We start from the raw sequence: 16,991 nt of genomic DNA on the forward strand, positions 1-16,991 counted from the left end.
GCTCTTGTCGCTTTGATTTGACGCTGTTTCCTGACAGGAAGCGCCCGCCCGGTCTGGCGGGTCTCCGGTCGGGAGCGCCCGTAACTCACGGCGTCATTGCGACGTCGCGCCTGTGGCCTGGCCGCCGCCGGCGCATCCGCCAGCAAAGTCCTGAACGCCGCCAGGGATCTGCCAGAACCCGATGAGGCTCATCAGTTCCTGGCATAAGGCATGTCATGCATGGTCACGACGTCCACTCCAGATGATCAGGCGTCCGAGAAAAGGGCGCCTTCATCCCATTGATCACAACAAGTTGCAAGCGGATGACAGACATGCGCCCATCACATGAATACCGGTGATGCGCCGCAGCCACATCCCGCTGGCCTTGACGGAGTTCAGGCGCCAGCCCCTCCAGCCTCGCGGGCGCGACGCTGGCGCCAGCGGCTGACCAGCATGGCGGCGATGAACATCACGGCAAGGCACAGCACGATCGTCGGCCCTGGCGCGCTATCGAGGTGATAGCTGGCGAAGACGCCGGCGACCGCCGCCAGCATGTTGGCCGCCACAGCGATCGGCAGCATGCGCGACAGGCGGCGGGTGAGCAGGAAGCCGATGGCGCCGGGGGCGATCAGCAGGGCGATGGCGAGCACCAGCCCCGCGGTGCTCAACGCGCCGACGATGGCCAGCGAAATCAGCGCCAGCAAGCCGTAGTGCAACAGCCTGACGGGCAGGCCGACGACGCGCGCCTGCACCGGGTCGAAGGCGTGCAGCGCCAGGTCGCGCCAGCGCAGCGCCATCACCAGCACAACGGCGGCGGCGATCGCTCCGGAGAGGATCAGGTCCTTCGGCCCGACGCCAAGCAGATCGCCGAACAGGATGTGCTCCAGGTGTATGTCGGTGTCGACGGCGCGATACAACACCAGGCCGAGACCAAACATGCCGGCGAACACCACGCCCAGCAGGGTGTCCTGACGGATGCGGCTGTTCTCCTGCAGATAGCCGGCCGCCAGGGCGCAGCCCATGCCTGCGGCGAAGGCGCCAACGCCAAACGGTATGCCAAGGATGTAGGCGAGAACCACGCCGGGGAAGACGGCGTGGGAAATGGCGTCGCCCAGCAACGCCCAGCCACGCAGAACCATAAAGCAGGAAAGCAGGGCGGTCGGAATCGCCACCAGTTGCGCCACGAGAAAGGCCTGACGCATGAAATCGGCGCTGAACGGCCCGGCCAGAAAAGCGGAAAGCGCAGTCATGACGCGGATCTTTCCTGCGTATCCTTGCCGGGCGGATTTTCCGCGCCCGACGCGGCCAGCAGCCGCCGTGCGGCGAGCAGGCCGCGCCGGGGCGCGAAAACGAAGGCCAGCAGGAACACCAGCGTCTGCAACACCACGATCACGCCGCCGGTGGCGCCGTTGAGGTAATAGCTGATCCAGGCGCCGAGAAAGCTGGTGACAGAGCCGATGGCGACGCTGATGGCCAGCACCCGGCCAAAACGGTCGCTGAGCAGAAACGCCGTGGCGCCTGGGGTCACCACCAGGCAGATCACCAGAAACGCGCCCACCGTCTGCATCGCCGCCACGGTGCAGGCGGCCAGCAGGGTGAAGAACATCAGCCGCAGGGCGGTGACCCGCAGCCCAACCGCACGCGCGTGGGTTTCGTCGAAGAACATGGCGGCCAGATCGCGCCACGTCAGCAACAGCGCCGCAAGCGATGCGCCGGCGATAACCACCAGTTGCACCGTGTCGCCGCGGGTGATCGCCAGAATGTTGCCCATGATGATGGTCTGGATGTCGACCGGCGTCGGCGACACTGAGGTCATGAACAGGCCAAGGGCGAAGAAGGTCGAGAACGTCAGGCCGATGATGACGTCCTCTTTCAGCCGGGTGCGCTGGTTGAGGAACAGGATGGCCGCGGCGGCGAGACCACCGGAGAAGAAGGCGCCGATGGAAAACGGCAGCCCCAGCATCCAGGCGCCCGCGACGCCGGGCACGATGGCGTGCGACAGGGCGTCGCCAATCAGCGACCAGCCCTTCAGCATCAGAAAGGCGGCGAGAAAGGCGCAGACCCCACCCACCAGCGCCGACACCCACATGGCGTTGACCATATAGGCGTAGGAAAAGGGTTCGAGCAGCGCGCTCACGCGGCCCCTCCCCGCGTGTGGTCATCGCTGGCGGGGGATGTCGCCGGCAGCACCAGCGCGCGCTCGTCATCGGAGACCACATTGACGGCGCGGCCATCGGCGCCCGGCAAATCGATGCGGCGCAGACGGCCGCCAAAGGCGTTGCGCAGGTTGTCCTCGGTGAACACCTGGTTAATGGGGCCGCTGGCCAGCACCGTCTGGTTCAGCAGCACGGCGCGGTCACAAAACGTCGGCGCGCCGCCGAGATCGTGGGTGGAGACCAGCATGCTGCGACCGCCGGCGCGCAGGTCGCGCAGCAAAGCGATGATGGCCTCCTCGGCCCCGACGTCAACGCCGGTGAACGGTTCGTCCAGCAGGATCAGCCGGGCGTCCTGGGCCAAAGCGCGGGCCAGGAACACCCGCTTGCGCTGGCCGCCGGAGAGTTCGCCAATTTGCCTGCGCCGGAAATCCAGCATGCCGACCCGGCCGAGCGCCGTGGCGACCGCCTCGCGGTCCTGCGGTTTGGGGCGGCGCAAAAAACCCATGTGGCCATAGCGACCCATCATGACCACATCATCGACCAGCACCGGAAAGTTCCAGTCCACGTCTTCGCTCTGTGGCACATAGGCGACGGCGTGGCGGCGAAGGGCCTCGCCCACCGGCGCGCCAAAAATGCTGATGGCGCCGGAGGCCAGCGGCGCGATGCCCATGATGGCCTTGAACAAGGTGGACTTGCCGCTGCCATTCACGCCCACCAGCGCGGTGATCGAGCCGGAGGGCACGACGAACGCGGCGTTGTCCAGCGCCTTGCGCCCGTTGCGATAGACCACGGAGGCCCGATCCACGGAGATCGCGGGCGCCTCCGCCGACGCCATGTCATTCATTTTTGCGCCCCGCCAGATCCGGTCTTCTGGCCGTCATTCTGCTGTCCGGACAGGCCATCGGCAATCGTCGACGCCGTGACTTTCAGCAGATCAAGATAGGTCGGCGCCGGCCCGTCTGGCTCACTGAGGCTGTCGACATAAAGGACGCCGCCATAGCGGGCGCCGGTTTCCTGGGCCACCTGGCGCGCCGGCTTGTCCGAAACGGTGTTTTCACTGAACACAGCCGGAATCTGGTGCTGGCGCACGGCGTCGATCACCTTGCGCACCTGCTGCGGCGCGCCCTGCTGGTCGGCGTTGATCGGCCACAGATAGATTTCCTTCAGACCGAAATCCCGCGCCAGATAGCTGAAGGCGCCCTCGCTGGTCGCCAGCCAGCGACGGTTTTCCGGGATCGCCGCCAGCCGCTCGCGGATCGGCGCCGCCACCGCGGCGATCTTCTGCTTGTAGGCCTCGGCGTTGGCCTGGTAGGCGGCGGCGTTGGCCGGGTCCTTGCGCGCCAGGGCGTCGCGGATGTTGTCGACATAGATCGCCGCCGCCGCCGGCGACATCCAGGCGTGCGGATTGGGTTTGCCGTTGTAGGGCCCCTCGCCGATGCCGATGGGCGTCACGCCGGCGCTGACCACCACCTGCTCGGCGCCCTTCAGATGCTGGAGAAATTTCTCGAACCAGACTTCGAGGTTCAGGCCGTTGTTCAGCACCAGATCAGCGTCACGCGCCCGCATGATATCCTTCGGCGTCGGCTGGTACTGGTGGATCTCGGCCCCGGGGCGGGTAATCGAGACCACGTCGGCGTGATCGCCGGCGACGTTGCGGGCCATGTCGGCCAGGATGGTGAAGGTCGTCGCCACCTTGAGCCGGTGCTCCGTCGCGGCGGCGGACGACGCGCTGGCCGCCACGCCAGGGACGATGGTCAGGGCAATGATCAGGGCGGACGCCAACCGGCGCCAGAAGGGCTTGCGCATCATCATCTACCGTCGCCTCATGCTCATCAGATGCAGTTGCGAATGAATTGCAGATAATGTCACCGTCAACCGCCGTCAAGCGCTAACAGGATTTCTGGCGGCGGCAAGGCCGCCCCTCGTCAGCCGCGCGACGATCATTGCTTTCCATTCAGGGCGGAACGCCTTATATGAACACGCGACGGCGACGCATCGCCGTTTCGCGTTTGCTCCGGAGTTATCTGCGTTGGACCAGTTCTGATCCTGCGGGCCGCACGGCCCGGACCCAGGAACAACAGCCTCAGGCAGCGCCAGTTTGCTGAAACCGGCATTGCTGCGCGCGGGGCTGCAGAATCTGACGCACTCCGGATTTCTCTCACATGTTTCTCACCTTCGATGCCGTTTCGGCGGCGACGCCGGATCATCACGTCCTGTTCCGCGATCTGACGCTGACCGTCGGGGCGGAGCGCATCGGGCTTGTCGGTCGCAACGGCGCAGGCAAATCCACCCTGCTCAAAATGGCCGCTGGCGCGCTTGCGCCATCGCGCGGCGGCGTCGCCCGGCGCGGCTCCGTCGGCATGCTGGAGCAGGACTGGCCGCCGGACCAGAGCATCGCCCAGGCGCTGGGCGTTGACAGGGCGCTGGCCGTTCTGGAGCGCGTGCTGGCCGGCAACTGAAGCGCCGACGACTTCGACGCCGCCGACTGGAGCCTGGAGGAGCGGCTTGGCGACGCCATGGCCCGCGCCGCCATGGCGGGCACGACCGTTGATCGCAGCATCGGCTCGCTGTCAGGCGGCGAGCGCGTCCGCATCGGCGTCGCCCGGCTGTTGCTGCAGGCGCCGGATCTGCTGCTGCTGGATGAGCCGACCAACAATCTTGATGCGGAGGGTCGCGCGCTGGTTCACCGTCTGATCAGGGAGTGGCGCGGCGGCGTTCTCGTCGCCAGCCATGACCGCAGCCTGCTCGAACACATGGATCGCATTGTCGAACTGACCCCGGTTGGCGTGCATGTGGTTGGCGGCGGCTGGTCAGCCTTCGCCGCCGTTCGCGACGCCGAACGCGCCCGGGCAGCGGCCGAAGCAGAGCAGGCCAGCGCCGCGCTGCGCGCGGCTGAGCGCGAGGCCCAACGCCAACGCGAAGCAAAAGACAGACGCGACAAGGCCGGACGCGCCTTCGCCGCGCGGGGGGCCGAGCCAAAAATCCTGCTCGGCGCCAGGGCCAACCGCGCCGAAAACACGGGCGGGCGGGCGCGGCGGATCAGCGAGCGCCTTGTCAGCAACGCCGCAACACAGGCCGAAGTCACCCAGGCGCGGGTGGAAATTCTGACGCCGCTGACGATCAGCCTGCCCGCGACGCAACTGCCGTCAGACACGGACGTTCTGACGCTTGAGCATGTGACCGCGACGCGGGGCGATCGCCTGTTTGGTCCGTGGTCGCTGCATTTGCGCGGCCCCGAGCGGGTGGCTGTCAGCGGGCCGAACGGCGCCGGAAAATCCACGTTGCTGGCGATCGCCGCCGGCTTGCTGCCGGCTTCTGGCGGCCACGCGCGCCGGGCGGAGGGTCGCGTCGTCATGCTCGACCAGCATGTCAGCCTGCTCGACGCCGGGACCAGCATTCTCGACAACTTCCGCCGGCTCAATCCGCAACTGGAGATCAACGACGCTTTCGCAGCCTGCGCCCGCTTCGCCTTTCGCAACCGCGACGCCCTGCGGCTGGTCGGAACCCTGTCCGGCGGCGAACGCATGCGCGCCGGCCTTGCCTGCACGCTCGCTGGCGCGACGCCGCCATGGTTGCTGGCGCTGGATGAGCCGACCAACCATCTGGACATCGCATCGGTCGAATTGCTGGAGCAGGCCCTCGGCGCCTTCGATGGCGCGCTGCTCGTAGTCAGCCACGACGCCGCGTTTCTGGAAGGCCTGGGAATCACGCGCCGCCTTGACGTACGGGAACTGGCGCCAGCGCATTTTCGCGAAAAGTGAAGCCCGCATTTCTTGGAGACAATGCGTCAGCGTAAAGAGAGGGAGCATTTTTGGTGAACGGGTTTTCACCAGAGATGCTCAAAAAGAAAAACGGCGGCCCGACGGCCGCCGCATCGCTCGCTGGACCAGGCGGGTTTTCCCGGGCGAAGCGGACGCCGCTTCGCCCGGAAACGCCAGCAGGTTCAGGCCGGGAACATCTCGCGCAATTTCAGCTTGAAGAATTTGCCGGTGGAGGTGCGCGGAATGGCGTCCAGCACCTCGTAACGGTCCGGCAGCTGCCATTTGGCGAACTGACGCTCGAGAATCTGGTTCAGCTCTTCCGCCGTCGCCGTCTGGCCGGGCTTCAGCACGATGCAGGCCAGCGGCCGCTCGTTCCACTTCTCGTGCGGGATGGCGATGACCGCCGCCTCGGCCACCGCCGGATGCGACATCAGCGCATTTTCCATGTCCACCGAACTGATCCACTCGCCGCCGCTCTTGATGAGGTCCTTGGTGCGATCGGTGATGCGCATGTAGCCATCCCTGTCGAACACCGCCACGTCGCCGGTGCGCAGCCAGCCGTCCGGCGTGTGCTTGTCCGGATCGGCCGGAACGCGGAAATATTCCCCGGTGATGTACGGACCGCGGATCTGCAGTTCGCCCGGGGTCTTGCCGTCCCACGGCGTCTCCTGGCCCTCATCGTCGATGAGGCGGATTTCCACCAGCGTCGCCGGGATGCCGGCGGTGGCGGCGAGGCGGAATTTCTCCTCCTCGCTGACATCTTCCAGCTCCGGCTTGATGTAGCTGATTGTGCCCAGCGGCGACGTCTCGGTCATGCCCCAGCCCTGGAACAGGGTGACGCCGCGCTCGGCGAAGGAGCGGATCAGGCTTTCCGGCGCGGCGGAGCCGCCGACGAGGCTGCGCATGTCATCCGGCAGCTTCCACCGGCCCGGATTGGCCTCCATGAACTGGATCAGCGACAGCCAGATGGTCGGCACGCCGAGGGCCATGGTCGGCTGCGTCTCCTGGATCAGGTCGAGCAGATCGTCGCCATGCAGGTGCGGGCCGGGCATGATCATGCTGGCGCCGGTCATCACCGCCGCATAGGGCAGGCCCCAGCAATTGGCGTGGAACATCGGCGTCACCGCCAGCACCCGGTCACGGCTGCGCAGGCAGCAATGGTCCGGCAGGCTGGTGGTGAGGGAGTGCAGCACCGTGGAGCGGTGCGAATAGGCGACGCCCTTCGGCCGGCCGGTGGTGCCGGAGGTGTAGCACAGGCCCACCGCGTCGTTCTCGTCATGAGGCGCCGGCGTGAACGGCTTGCCCCTGTGGGGGCCCAGCAAGGTTTCGTAGTTGTGCAGGCCGTCCGGAATGGCGACGTCGCCGCTGAACGGGAACACGATCACATGGTCGAATTTGTAGGCGCGCGCCACCTGCTCGTACAGCGGCAGCAGCACGTCGTCGACGATCAGCACGGTTGAACCGGCGTGATCGGCGATCCAGGCAATCTCCTCGCCGGAAAGGCGCAGATTGAGCGTGTGCATCACGCCGCCAACCAGCGGAATGCCGAAATAGCACTCCAGATGGGCGTTATGGTTCCAGCAAAGGGTGGCGACGCGATCGCCCGGCTTCACGCCAAGCCCCTGCAGGGCGTGGGCAAGCGCCCGGGTGCGATCGGCGACCTCCGCGTAGTTCTGCACCCGCAGCGACTTGTCAGGAAGACGCGAGGTAATGGTCCGGCTGCCAAACAGCCTGTCAAGCCGCGCGAACATCGTGTTCAGCGACAGCTGCGTCGGCATCATCGTGGATTTCATCGCGCTGGTGCTCCCCATGACGGGCACGGCCCGCCATGCGTCAGCCGCGCCGATTCCCTGCAATATTCGCATAGCGGAAGTGGGGTTTTCCCTGCAACCGTTCCGGCCCCCAACTTTCGCCGCAGGTCGCGCCGCGCCGGGCCGCCTCCCAAGGACGGCGACGCCCTCGCCACGGACATTCACGCGATCTTCCGACAAACAGGTTTCCAGGCGCGCCGGAATTGCGTAGCAACACGGCAACCAATGTTCGCTGCACGCATCACCGAACATCCAACGAGCCGGGCCCGACGCCTGGCTGAATTCAGAAGGAAACGCCATGAGCGCCGCAACCGACTTCCCGCTTCCCCATGTTTCGAACGACCTGACCGGCCAGGTCGCCCTGGTGACCGGCGCATCGTCCGGTCTTGGCCTGCGCTTCGCCAAGGTGCTGGCCGCCTGCGGCGCGAAGGTCGCAATCACCGGCCGGCGCATTGAGCGGCTCGAGCAGGTTGCCGAAGAGATCCGCGCCGCCGGCGGCGTCGCCCTGCCGCTGCAGCTTGACGTGCAGGACGCCGACCAGCTGCTGGCCGTGGTGAAGAAAGCGGAAGCAGAGCTGGGAACGGTGACGATCCTCATCAACAACGCCGGCATTCCCGACGCCCAGCGCGCCGTGAAAATGTCGGTCGAGCTGATCGATTCCGTGCTCGACACCAATGTGCGCGCGCCTTACATCCTCTCCTGCGAGTTCGCCCGCCGCCTGATGGACGCTGGCAAGCCGGGCCGCATCGTCAACATCGCCTCGGCCGCCGCCTACGAATACGCCGGCAATGGCGCGGCGCTGTATTCGGTCTCCAAAGCGGCCGTCGTGCGCATCACCGAGACGCTCGCCGTCGAGTGGGCGAAGTTCAACATCAACGTCAACGCCATTGCCCCTGGCGCATTCCACTCCGAGATGATGGACGGCATGCTGGCGCGCATGGGCGACATCGCCCAGCACTACCCGCGCAAGCGCCTCGGCCAGCCGGCCCAGCTCGACAGCACCCTGCTGTATCTGGTTTCGCCAGCCTCCGACTGCGTCACAGGCACCTGCGTGCGCGTTGACGACGGCCAGCACAGCCGCTGAGGGCCATCGGGGCGACGGCAAGCCCGTCGCCCATGCCCTGTCCAAACACAGCAAAGGCGCCGCAAGGCGCCTTTCATTTTGGCCGTCGGACTGGAGAACTGCGGCGCCCCTGCCCCATTTTCGGAACCGGGGCAGCGGTCATCCGGTCATATGATCTAGCGCGGCGACGACATCACGCCACGGCAACGTCCATCAGCAATCTTGAAGTTCAGTGGATCGCACGGAAGATTGTCCGTAGGGCAAATTTTCTCGCAAACGCGTCCGCCCTGCACGCCATAGCGCGGATCGGCGCTCTGCCGCGTCTCGGGAGCGCCCCACGACTGGGGCGACGAACTGGCGGCGGCGGCGCCGGAAACGCCCAGCATGATGACGCCCGCCGCGAGGCTCATTGCCGGGACAAACTGCTTCAAAATCATGGCGGCCTCCAGATGGGTGTTTCGCAGACGCGCGCCATCGCCCGCCCGCAGGGTCTGTTTGTCTTTATGTGGCGGTTAGCCTGTTACTTACAACAGTTGGCGCCGCATACCCCCAATCTGGCGCGGCATTTCCGGCGCGAGCGTTGCAGGATGGCGTCAGGCGCACAGGCGCGTCGGCATGGGTTGATGGCGCCGCCACCCGCCGAACCGGCCATTTGCGGCGAAAACCGCCGCCATCAGACCTTCATTTTGTCGCATCTGGCCCCGGGGCCCTTACACATCCCCGCCGAACCTGCTCTAACGCCCGGGTGTGAGGAGCGTCGGCCAGTTTTGCTTGCGCTCCGCGTAACCATCGTGAGCCGCCTGCCATGTCGTCGCGTCAATACGTCCTGTCACTCGCCTGCCCCAACCAGCCAGGCATCGTCGCCGCCGTCGCCAATACGCTGTTTACGCTGGGCGGCAACATTCTGGACGCCAACCAGTATGACGACACCGAGACTGGCGTGTTTTTCATGCGCGTGACGTTCAACGTGGTGGTGGGCGAGGCAGGGCTTGAGGAGGCGCGCAGCGCCTTCGCCGGCCCGGCGGCGCGGTTCGGCATGAAATGGTCGGTGCGCGATCGCGGCGTGCGTCGCAAGGTGCTGCTGCTGGCCTCGAAATTCGACCATTGCCTGACCGACCTGCTGTATCGCTGGCGCATTGGCGAAATCCCCATGGACGTGGTCGGCGTCGTCTCGAACCACCCCCGTGAAACCTACGCCACCGCCGATCTGGGCGACCTGCCGTTCCATTATCTGCCGGTGGCGCCGGGCGACAAATCCGTCCATGAAGGCGAAATCCGCCGCATCATCGCCGACACCGGCGCCGAGCTGGTTGTGCTGGCGCGCTATATGCAAATTCTGTCGGCGGAGCTTTCGGACGAGCTGGCCGGGCGCTGCATCAATATCCATCATTCATTCCTGCCCGGTTTCAAGGGCGCGAAGCCCTACCACCAGGCCCATGCGCGCGGCGTCAAGGTGATCGGCGCCACGGCGCACTATGTCACCAGCGATCTGGACGAAGGCCCGATCATCGCCCAGGACGTGGAGCACATCACCCACCAGGACCGCCCGGAAGACCTGGTGCGCAAGGGACGCGACATCGAGCGCCGCGTGCTGGCCCGCGCCATCTCCTGGCACCTTGACGACCGGGTGTTCCTCAATGGCCGCAAGACCGTGGTGTTCCGGGACTGACAGGCCGGCGCCGAAGACCTGCTTCCGGCATGCGCATCCCTCCATACGGAGTGGCGAGACGCATGTCGGAACCCGGAAAAATTCAACCAGGTCGTGAACCCATAAATCGCGGGCTGGCAACGGCAGGCTGACGCCACAAGCAAGGTCGTTAAGGCAGCATCCCTCCGCGATAAGGGCGCTTTCGCCAATATCCCGCCCAAGGCCAACTGGCGTTCGAAGCCCTATTTCAGCACGTGGCTCTATCGAGAGCGGAACCTGATTGAGCGCTTCTTTTCCAAGCTGAAGCAATTCCGCCGCGTGGCAACGCGCTATGACAAGTTGGCCGAAAACTTCCTCGCCATGGTCCAACCCGCATCAATGCACCTGTGGCTCCGGCTTTATGGGCCTGCGGACTAATATATTGATATAATTTATGAATTCGACATTTGTTAGCCGCATGATCTCAAGGCGGCTGCAAACTCCAGACCGGCTCCCCTGGCGTCTGGCGGGGCCTTGATGACCACGTGATCTTTTCCTCTGGGCGGAGCGCCCGCCCAGAGCGTGATCATGGTCCAATGGAGTTGCGCAGCTTTCATGGAGCAATACGGGGAGGGCGCAAGCCGGATCACGGCTTGGACAGACTCCGGACCCCAGCCAGTTTCCGCCCCCATCCTCTCCAGTCGATCCTGGCGATAAATTGGGCCGCCATCCTGAAAGCCACCGCCTCGAAACGATCGGGACGACCAGACAAAACCCATGTAAAATAGACGGAAGCAAGGTATACAACCGAAAATATGACCCCGTATATCAACAACTCAAGAACAATTCCAACCTCGAAAACATGAGAATGAAATATAAAATACACGGTAGCGGCTGCAAATATATTGGAAATGATCGGGCGATACAGAACGCCTGACTGATCAACAATTCGCGCGCCTGCGAAATCGCGGATGAGGATCATGCTGGTGACGGTTGTGATGAGCGCGGCTCCGACCTTGGCCACAAGAGCGCCGGCGACGCCCCACAGCGCGATGCCCACAAGCGCCATGGGCACATAAACCAGCAATTCCACCACGAGTCTGATGGTCACGGATTTCAGACGGTTCGACAGCAGGGCGAAGATCCACATCGTGCTGCCAGGAAGGTGCAGGATCACGATCAGGCATAGCGCCTGGAACACTGGCGTGACATCAAGCCATTTCTCCCCCAAGAGAAGTGTGACGAGCGGCTCCGACATGCAGATCATGAATACAAATATGGGCGACATCAGCAGAAAAACGCCGCCAGAAGCCTTCAGATATGCATCGCTGTAAGAAGCCTGCCCTTTCGGAAGCATGGCGAGGAGCGGGCGGATCAGGGGATACAGCACGGACTGAAGCGGAATCGACGACAGATCGGAAGAAATTGTATAACCACCGAAGGTATGCGCATCGACAAAACGCGGCAGGATCAGGCGGTCGAGTTGCCAGTTCATGGACGAAATCAGTTGCGACAGCATGTTCCACCCGACAAGGTCCGAGAAGATCCTCCAGTTGATCAGGGTTAGCCGGATGGGCATGGGAGCCATCCAGTAGGAAATGCCCATCATGATGGCCGGGCCGAGAACCGTGGCGGCGACAAGCGCCCAATAGCTCCCGGTTGCCACCGCGATGACAATGGCCGTGATCGCGCCGGCCAGCTTGCCTGCGACCTCCATCTTGACCTCGGGGCGGAAATTCATCGCCCTGGCGAAAATAACCATTCGCGGGTTGATGAGGCCCCGCATGATGGGCGCAAGCGCCAGAACGCAGATCAGCTCCACCAGCCTTGGCTCTCCGTAAAGGAAGGCGATCGGCCAGGACAGCGCCGCCAGCAGCAAGCCAATCGCAAGCCCGCGCAGCAGCCCCAGGGTAAAGGCCGTCTGCAGCATCCCGTCTGTAACGTCGATGGACCGGATAAGGGCGGCGGACAGCGGCAATTCAAAGATGGCTTCGACAATCAGGATGGTCGTCATCGCCATGGCGACCAGGCCGAAATCCGCCGGCCCGAGGCAGCGCGCCAGTATGAGGAGACCGGTAAAATCAACCAGCTTGGACGCCAGCTTCGAGCCGATCACCCAGAAGCCGGCCTTGATGGTCTGCCGCGGATGAATGTTTGCTGTGTCAGCCATGCCGCGCCTCAATGTCCAATGCGTGGAAACTCGCGTGGAGACTTGACGGGTGAAGGCGGCGCGGGCCGGGCGCCATACCGGTTTTCGCGGAGCCTCGATCCTGGCGCATCCATGCCAGCGCTTCGGCTCCCTGGTTCAGCACGTCGCGGATCACGGCCCTGACTGACAGGGCTAACTGCAATTGCATGGCCAAATTCACGCCCATTTCACGTCATTCAGGGAACCGGACGTGACCGCGCAAAAGACACGACGCAGGCGCCAGACCAGCATGGCGACTATCGGGAAGACGGAGCTGCGCCCCAACTCATACAAAAGCGGGCCGCGCGGGTTCCCGTTACGACCTTTGCGCTGGGGGGGCGCCCGTTGGCGTATGGGCGCGTCCTATTTCGGTACTCGGCCCGGAGCGTCGCCCTGTTCAATCTGAAAAAATCCAGCAGCCGGCATGGCCCGGCGCCGGCGGCGCCGTCAGCGAACCCGATTCCTGGCGCATCAGAAGCCAGGGGCGTCGCACGGGCGCCGGAGGCGAAACCATCCATCCCGGCTTGCGGCGTCGCCTGCCGGAAGGGTCATGAGGCAGCGCATGCACATCACTGTCGTCATCGCCACGATCAACCGGCCGGAACTGGTCGCCCGGACCCTGGGACATCTGGCGGGACAGCAGCGGGCGCCCGACCAGATCATTCTCTCGGCCCCTGGGCCGGAGCACCTCGGCGACAGCTCGCTGATCAATATCCCGCGCGGCGTCACTGTCCGCGGCGTGTTCGGCGCGCGCGGCTCATGCGCGCAACGCAACGTCGCGCTCGACATGGCGGAGCACGCCACTGACATCATCGTCTTCTTCGATGACGATTTCCTGCCCTCACCGGACTATCTCGCGAATCTGGAAACTGCATTCGCCGGGAACCCTGACTATGCGGTTATCCGGGGACACGCCGTCATGGATGGCGCCCATGGGGCCGGCTTCACCTTCGAGGAAGGAATCGCCGGCCTCCCGCAGGTTGGCGCGGTCGCCGCCCGTTATCCGGCGGTGCAGGACCTGGCGGGCGGCTACGGCTGCAACATGAGCGTCCGGGCCAGCGCCGTATGCGGATTGCGGTTTGACGAGCGCCTGCCGCTCTATGGCTGGCAGGAGGATATCGACTTCACCAGCCAGTTCAGACCGCGGGGCCGCATTGTGGCGCTCGGAAATCTGACCGGCGTGCATCTGGGCGTCAAGGGCGGCCGGGTCAGCGGCCTGTGCTTCGGCTACTCCCAGGTGGTCAATCCCGTGTATCTCATCCGCAAGGGCACGATGACCGCCAATTTTGGCCGCCGGCTGATTCTGCGCAACCTGGCGGCGAACATCGCGCGAAGCCTGCGACCGGAACCATGGATCGACCGTCGCGGCCGCCTGCGCGGCAACCTCATCGCCGCAGCCCACGTGCTTCTCGGCCGCATCGAGCCGGAATACATCCTGAAGCTTCAGGGCAAGCGCCCATGAACACGCGCCACGCAGGCCCGTGAGGCGTGCGGGAGGCATGAGATCCGATCCCGGCCTGGCAGGGTAAAAAACCCGCCAGACAAAGCCTGGCGGGTCTTCGGGCTGGTTGCCACAGGTGATCCCAGACCTCAATCGGCGCTGATCTTCTCCAGGGTCTTCCAGAGCTTTCCGTCGAACTCGGCCACATAGAGCGTCCTGAACGGCGAATAGTCATCCGGCGTCGTGTTGTAGGTCACACCTGAAATCAATGCCGGCGACGTGACGTCCTTCATGGTCGTCGCCTGTTTCAGGACATTGGCCCGCGTCAGGTCATCGCCGCACAGCTCAAGGATCTTGCCCATCACCACCGCCTGGGCGTAGCCGGCGAAGGCAAGATCATTGCCCGGATCGACGTTCGGGAGGTACTTCGCCCGGAACGCCTCGAACGCCTTCATCGCCGGATCATCGGCGTACTGGGGATCGCCGGCGTTCTTGCGATATTTCACCGTCACCATGCCGATGGCGTTCTCCGGCCCGGCCGCCTGGATCAGATTGGACGACGTGGAGCCGCTCATGATGAGATGCAGCGGCTTCCAGCCGATTTCCGCGACCTTGCGGATCGACTGGGACGTGGCCTTGCCCGTGGTGACGTTGAAGAACACATTGGCCCCGGCATTCTTCAATTTGATGATCTGGCTGTCGACGGTGGGGTCGGACAACTCATAGCTCAGCTCCTGCACGATCATCTGGTCGGCCTTCGGCCCCAGCGCCGCGCGCAGCTCGCGGATGAATTCCTTGCCGAGTTCATCGTGCTGGGCAAGGATGCCGATCTTCGGATCCGGCTGCTTCGCCAGAATGTACTTGGCCAGAATTTTGGCCTCGGTGGCGTACATGGGCAGACCAGGGGTCGTCCACGGGAACTGCTTCGGATCATTCCAGCGGCCAGCGCCGGTGTTCAGCAGCAACTGCGGCACGCCCTTCGCATTGAGGTATTTCTGGACCGCGCCCTGGGTCGCGGTGCCGAGCGAGGCGAACAGGGCGAGCACCTGCTCGCTTTCAACCAGACGCCGCGTCGCCTCCACGGTCTTCGGCGGGCTGTAGGCGTCGTCCAGCGACAGCACCGTCACCTTGCGCCCGTTGACGCCCCCCTTCGTGTCGTTGAGCATCTCGAAATAGGCGGTCGCGGCGCGTCCAAGGGCGCCGTAAGGCGAGCCAGGACCGCTATGCGGCACTGTATTGCCAAGCTTGATCGTCGTGTCCGTCGCGCCAGGATCGTACTTCTTTTCCGCCAGCGCCGGCGCGGCGCCCAGAACGAGAGCAAGCGCAACCCCGCCGCACAGCTTCATCAGTTTCATCGGATCCGTTCCCTCTTGGTTATCCGCACGCTCCTGCTGACAGGACGTCCGGAGACATAACCGGCGGCGGCCATTGACAACGCAGGGTCCCGCCGGGTCAACCCGGACAACAAAATCCGTTGCATTTACCGGCTTGCGGCAGCAGTTTCACCGCATGCGCCCAACGGCCCCACCCGCATTTCCCGCCGAGCCTTCCGCCTTGCTGCGCCGGCTGTTTGAGGCCGCGATCCGCGCCGCCGATCCGGCGCGAATCGTGCCGGCCGCCCTGCCGCCACGGCCAAAAGGACGCACCATCGTCGTTGGCGCCGGCAAGGCGTCTGCGGCCATGGCCCGCGCACTGGAGCAAGCCTGGAACGGGCCGCTGCAAGGTCTCGTCATCACCCGCTATGGCCATGGAGTTCCGTGCCAGCGCGTCCGCGTTGTTGAAGCGGCGCACCCGACGCCAGACGCCGCCGGCCTCGCCGCCACCCACGACATGCTGGCGCTGCTGGATGACCTGGGACCTGACGATCTGGTCATCGCGCTGATTTCCGGCGGCGGCTCGGCCTTGATGACGTCGCCCGCCGGCGGCGTCACGCTCGCCGACAAACAGGCGATCAATGACGCGTTGCTGGCCAGCGGCGCCACGATCAGCGAGATCAATACGGTGCGCAAGCACCTCTCCGCCGTGAAGGGCGGGCGTCTGGCGGCCCGCGCCGCGCCGGCGCATGTGGTCGCGCTACTGATTTCCGACGTCCCAGGCGATGATCCCGCCGTCATCGCCTCGGGGCCGACAGCGGCCGACCCGGGCAGCCGCCAGGATGCGCAGGCCGTTCTGGCGCGTTACGCCATCGACGCCCCCGCCAGCGTCCAGGCCTGGCTGGAAAATCCGGAGAGCGAGAGCATCAAACCCGGCGATGCGCGGCTGACGCATGTCGACACGCGGATCATCGCCGCGCCGGGCCTTTCGCTGAAGGCGGCGGCGGATGTCGCCCGCCGTGAAGGCGTAACCCCGGTCATTCTCGGCGACGCTATCGAGGGTGAAGCGGCGGAAGTGGGCCGGGCCTTCGCGGGCATCGCGCGCCATGCGGCGTCCGCCGCCGCGCCGTTTGGCCGCCCCTGCGTCCTGCTGAGCGGCGGCGAGACAACGGTAACCCTGCGGAAACCACCGGACGCGACGGCGCGCGGCGGTCGCAACGTCGAGTTTCTGCTGGCCATGTGCCTGCAACTGGGCGGCGCCGATCATGTCCACGCGTTGGCCGCCGACACCGACGGCGTCGACGGCGCGGCGGAGATCGCCGGCGCGCTGATCCGGCCCGACACGCTGGCGCGGGCCGCCGCCGCCGGCCTGGACGCCCGCACCTTCCTTGCCCGCCACGATGGCCACGGCTTTTTTGAAGCGCTTGGCGACAGCCTGGTGACCGGGCCAACCCTGACCAACGTCAATGATTTCCGGGCGATGCTCATCACGCAGGCGACATGACATATCTGGTTGATTTGACATAACTTCCTGACAAGCCACAGCATTCACCATGCCGGAAGCGCGTCGGCGCTGGACATATGGGACGCTTGATCCATATCATCACGTAACGATAACAGGACGGCGGCGCGACCAATTCAGCTCCCGGGCC

13 protein-coding genes and 2 pseudogenes are annotated in these 16,991 nt (G+C 65.0%); 7 read left to right on the forward strand and 8 right to left on the reverse strand.

What is annotated here, in order from left to right:
• Nucleotides 1-374 precede the first annotated feature (374 nt).
• The 4 genes from IE243_RS10725 to IE243_RS10740 are packed head-to-tail and all read right to left on the reverse strand — an operon-like array spanning nucleotide 375 to nucleotide 3,941.
• On the reverse strand, nucleotides 375-1,229 hold the full coding sequence (locus IE243_RS10725; RefSeq protein ID WP_191319397.1) for a metal ABC transporter permease: 855 nt from the start codon (nucleotides 1,227-1,229) through the stop codon (nucleotides 375-377).
• Entirely contained in the window at nucleotides 1,226-2,116 is an 891-nt protein-coding gene (locus tag IE243_RS10730) for a metal ABC transporter permease (protein WP_191319398.1), read from the reverse strand. The genes IE243_RS10725 and IE243_RS10730 overlap by 4 nt, the downstream gene beginning before the upstream one ends.
• Complete coding sequence (locus IE243_RS10735) at nucleotides 2,113-2,979, reverse strand: manganese/iron ABC transporter ATP-binding protein (RefSeq protein WP_191319399.1); 867 nt, start codon at nucleotides 2,977-2,979, stop codon at nucleotides 2,113-2,115. Before IE243_RS10735 ends, IE243_RS10730 begins: the two co-directional genes overlap by 4 nt.
• Nucleotides 2,976-3,941 carry a metal ABC transporter substrate-binding protein gene (locus IE243_RS10740; RefSeq protein WP_210319847.1) on the reverse strand — a complete coding sequence of 322 codons (966 nt, stop codon included), beginning with the start codon at nucleotides 3,939-3,941 and terminating at the stop codon, nucleotides 2,976-2,978. The genes IE243_RS10735 and IE243_RS10740 overlap by 4 nt, the downstream gene beginning before the upstream one ends.
• 356 nt (nucleotides 3,942-4,297) lie before the next feature.
• On the opposite strand from IE243_RS10740, the pseudogene IE243_RS23925 reads away from it, so the two are divergent.
• Nucleotides 4,298-4,777 (forward strand): annotated as a pseudogene (locus IE243_RS23925) (ATP-binding cassette domain-containing protein); the annotation flags it as partial.
• A complete protein-coding gene (locus tag IE243_RS10745) occupies nucleotides 4,772-5,896 on the forward strand; it encodes an ATP-binding cassette domain-containing protein (RefSeq protein WP_505661110.1) in 1,125 nt (374 codons plus the stop codon). The pseudogene IE243_RS23925 and the gene IE243_RS10745, both read left to right, overlap by 6 nt.
• 182 nt (nucleotides 5,897-6,078) lie before the next feature.
• On the opposite strand, the gene IE243_RS10750 is transcribed toward IE243_RS10745, so the two are convergent.
• Nucleotides 6,079-7,677 (reverse strand): long-chain fatty acid--CoA ligase, encoded by a 1,599-nt coding sequence (locus tag IE243_RS10750; RefSeq protein ID WP_210319842.1) that lies wholly within the window; start codon nucleotides 7,675-7,677, stop codon nucleotides 6,079-6,081.
• A 328-nt stretch (nucleotides 7,678-8,005) separates the two neighbouring features.
• Between IE243_RS10750 and IE243_RS10755 the strand changes: the two genes are divergently transcribed.
• Nucleotides 8,006-8,791, forward strand: a complete 786-nt coding sequence (locus IE243_RS10755; RefSeq protein ID WP_191319402.1) for an SDR family NAD(P)-dependent oxidoreductase — start codon at nucleotides 8,006-8,008, stop codon at nucleotides 8,789-8,791.
• Between the two features lie 155 nt (nucleotides 8,792-8,946).
• Here IE243_RS10755 and IE243_RS10760 read toward each other — a convergent pair whose 3' ends face one another.
• Complete coding sequence (locus tag IE243_RS10760; RefSeq protein WP_191319510.1) at nucleotides 8,947-9,207, reverse strand: hypothetical protein; 261 nt, start codon at nucleotides 9,205-9,207, stop codon at nucleotides 8,947-8,949.
• 368 nt (nucleotides 9,208-9,575) lie between these two features.
• Between IE243_RS10760 and purU the strand changes: the two genes are divergently transcribed.
• Nucleotides 9,576-10,439 carry a formyltetrahydrofolate deformylase gene (purU, locus tag IE243_RS10765; protein WP_191319403.1) on the forward strand — a complete coding sequence of 288 codons (864 nt, stop codon included), beginning with the start codon at nucleotides 9,576-9,578 and terminating at the stop codon, nucleotides 10,437-10,439.
• A 162-nt stretch (nucleotides 10,440-10,601) separates the two neighbouring features.
• A pseudogene (locus IE243_RS10770) lies at nucleotides 10,602-10,835 on the forward strand (transposase); the annotation flags it as partial.
• 208 nt (nucleotides 10,836-11,043) lie between these two features.
• Here the strand turns inward: IE243_RS10770 and IE243_RS10775 are convergent.
• On the reverse strand, nucleotides 11,044-12,567 hold the full coding sequence (locus IE243_RS10775) for an oligosaccharide flippase family protein (protein ID WP_191319404.1): 1,524 nt from the start codon (nucleotides 12,565-12,567) through the stop codon (nucleotides 11,044-11,046).
• 580 nt (nucleotides 12,568-13,147) lie between these two features.
• On the opposite strand from IE243_RS10775, the gene IE243_RS10780 reads away from it, so the two are divergent.
• Entirely contained in the window at nucleotides 13,148-14,047 is a 900-nt protein-coding gene (locus tag IE243_RS10780; RefSeq protein WP_191319405.1) for a glycosyltransferase family 2 protein, read from the forward strand.
• Between the two features lie 128 nt (nucleotides 14,048-14,175).
• Here IE243_RS10780 and IE243_RS10785 read toward each other — a convergent pair whose 3' ends face one another.
• Complete coding sequence (locus IE243_RS10785; protein ID WP_244643075.1) at nucleotides 14,176-15,372, reverse strand: ABC transporter substrate-binding protein; 1,197 nt, start codon at nucleotides 15,370-15,372, stop codon at nucleotides 14,176-14,178.
• A 163-nt stretch (nucleotides 15,373-15,535) separates the two neighbouring features.
• Here IE243_RS10785 and IE243_RS10790 point away from each other — a divergent pair, with 163 nt between their 5' ends.
• Nucleotides 15,536-16,843, forward strand: a complete 1,308-nt coding sequence (locus tag IE243_RS10790) for a glycerate kinase type-2 family protein (RefSeq protein WP_191319407.1) — start codon at nucleotides 15,536-15,538, stop codon at nucleotides 16,841-16,843.
• The last annotated feature ends 148 nt before the right edge of the window (nucleotides 16,844-16,991 follow it).

Origin of the sequence: Camelimonas fluminis, assembly GCF_014656355.1 — a bacterium.
In the GTDB taxonomy this organism is placed as follows: domain Bacteria; phylum Pseudomonadota; class Alphaproteobacteria; order Rhizobiales; family Beijerinckiaceae; genus Camelimonas; species Camelimonas fluminis.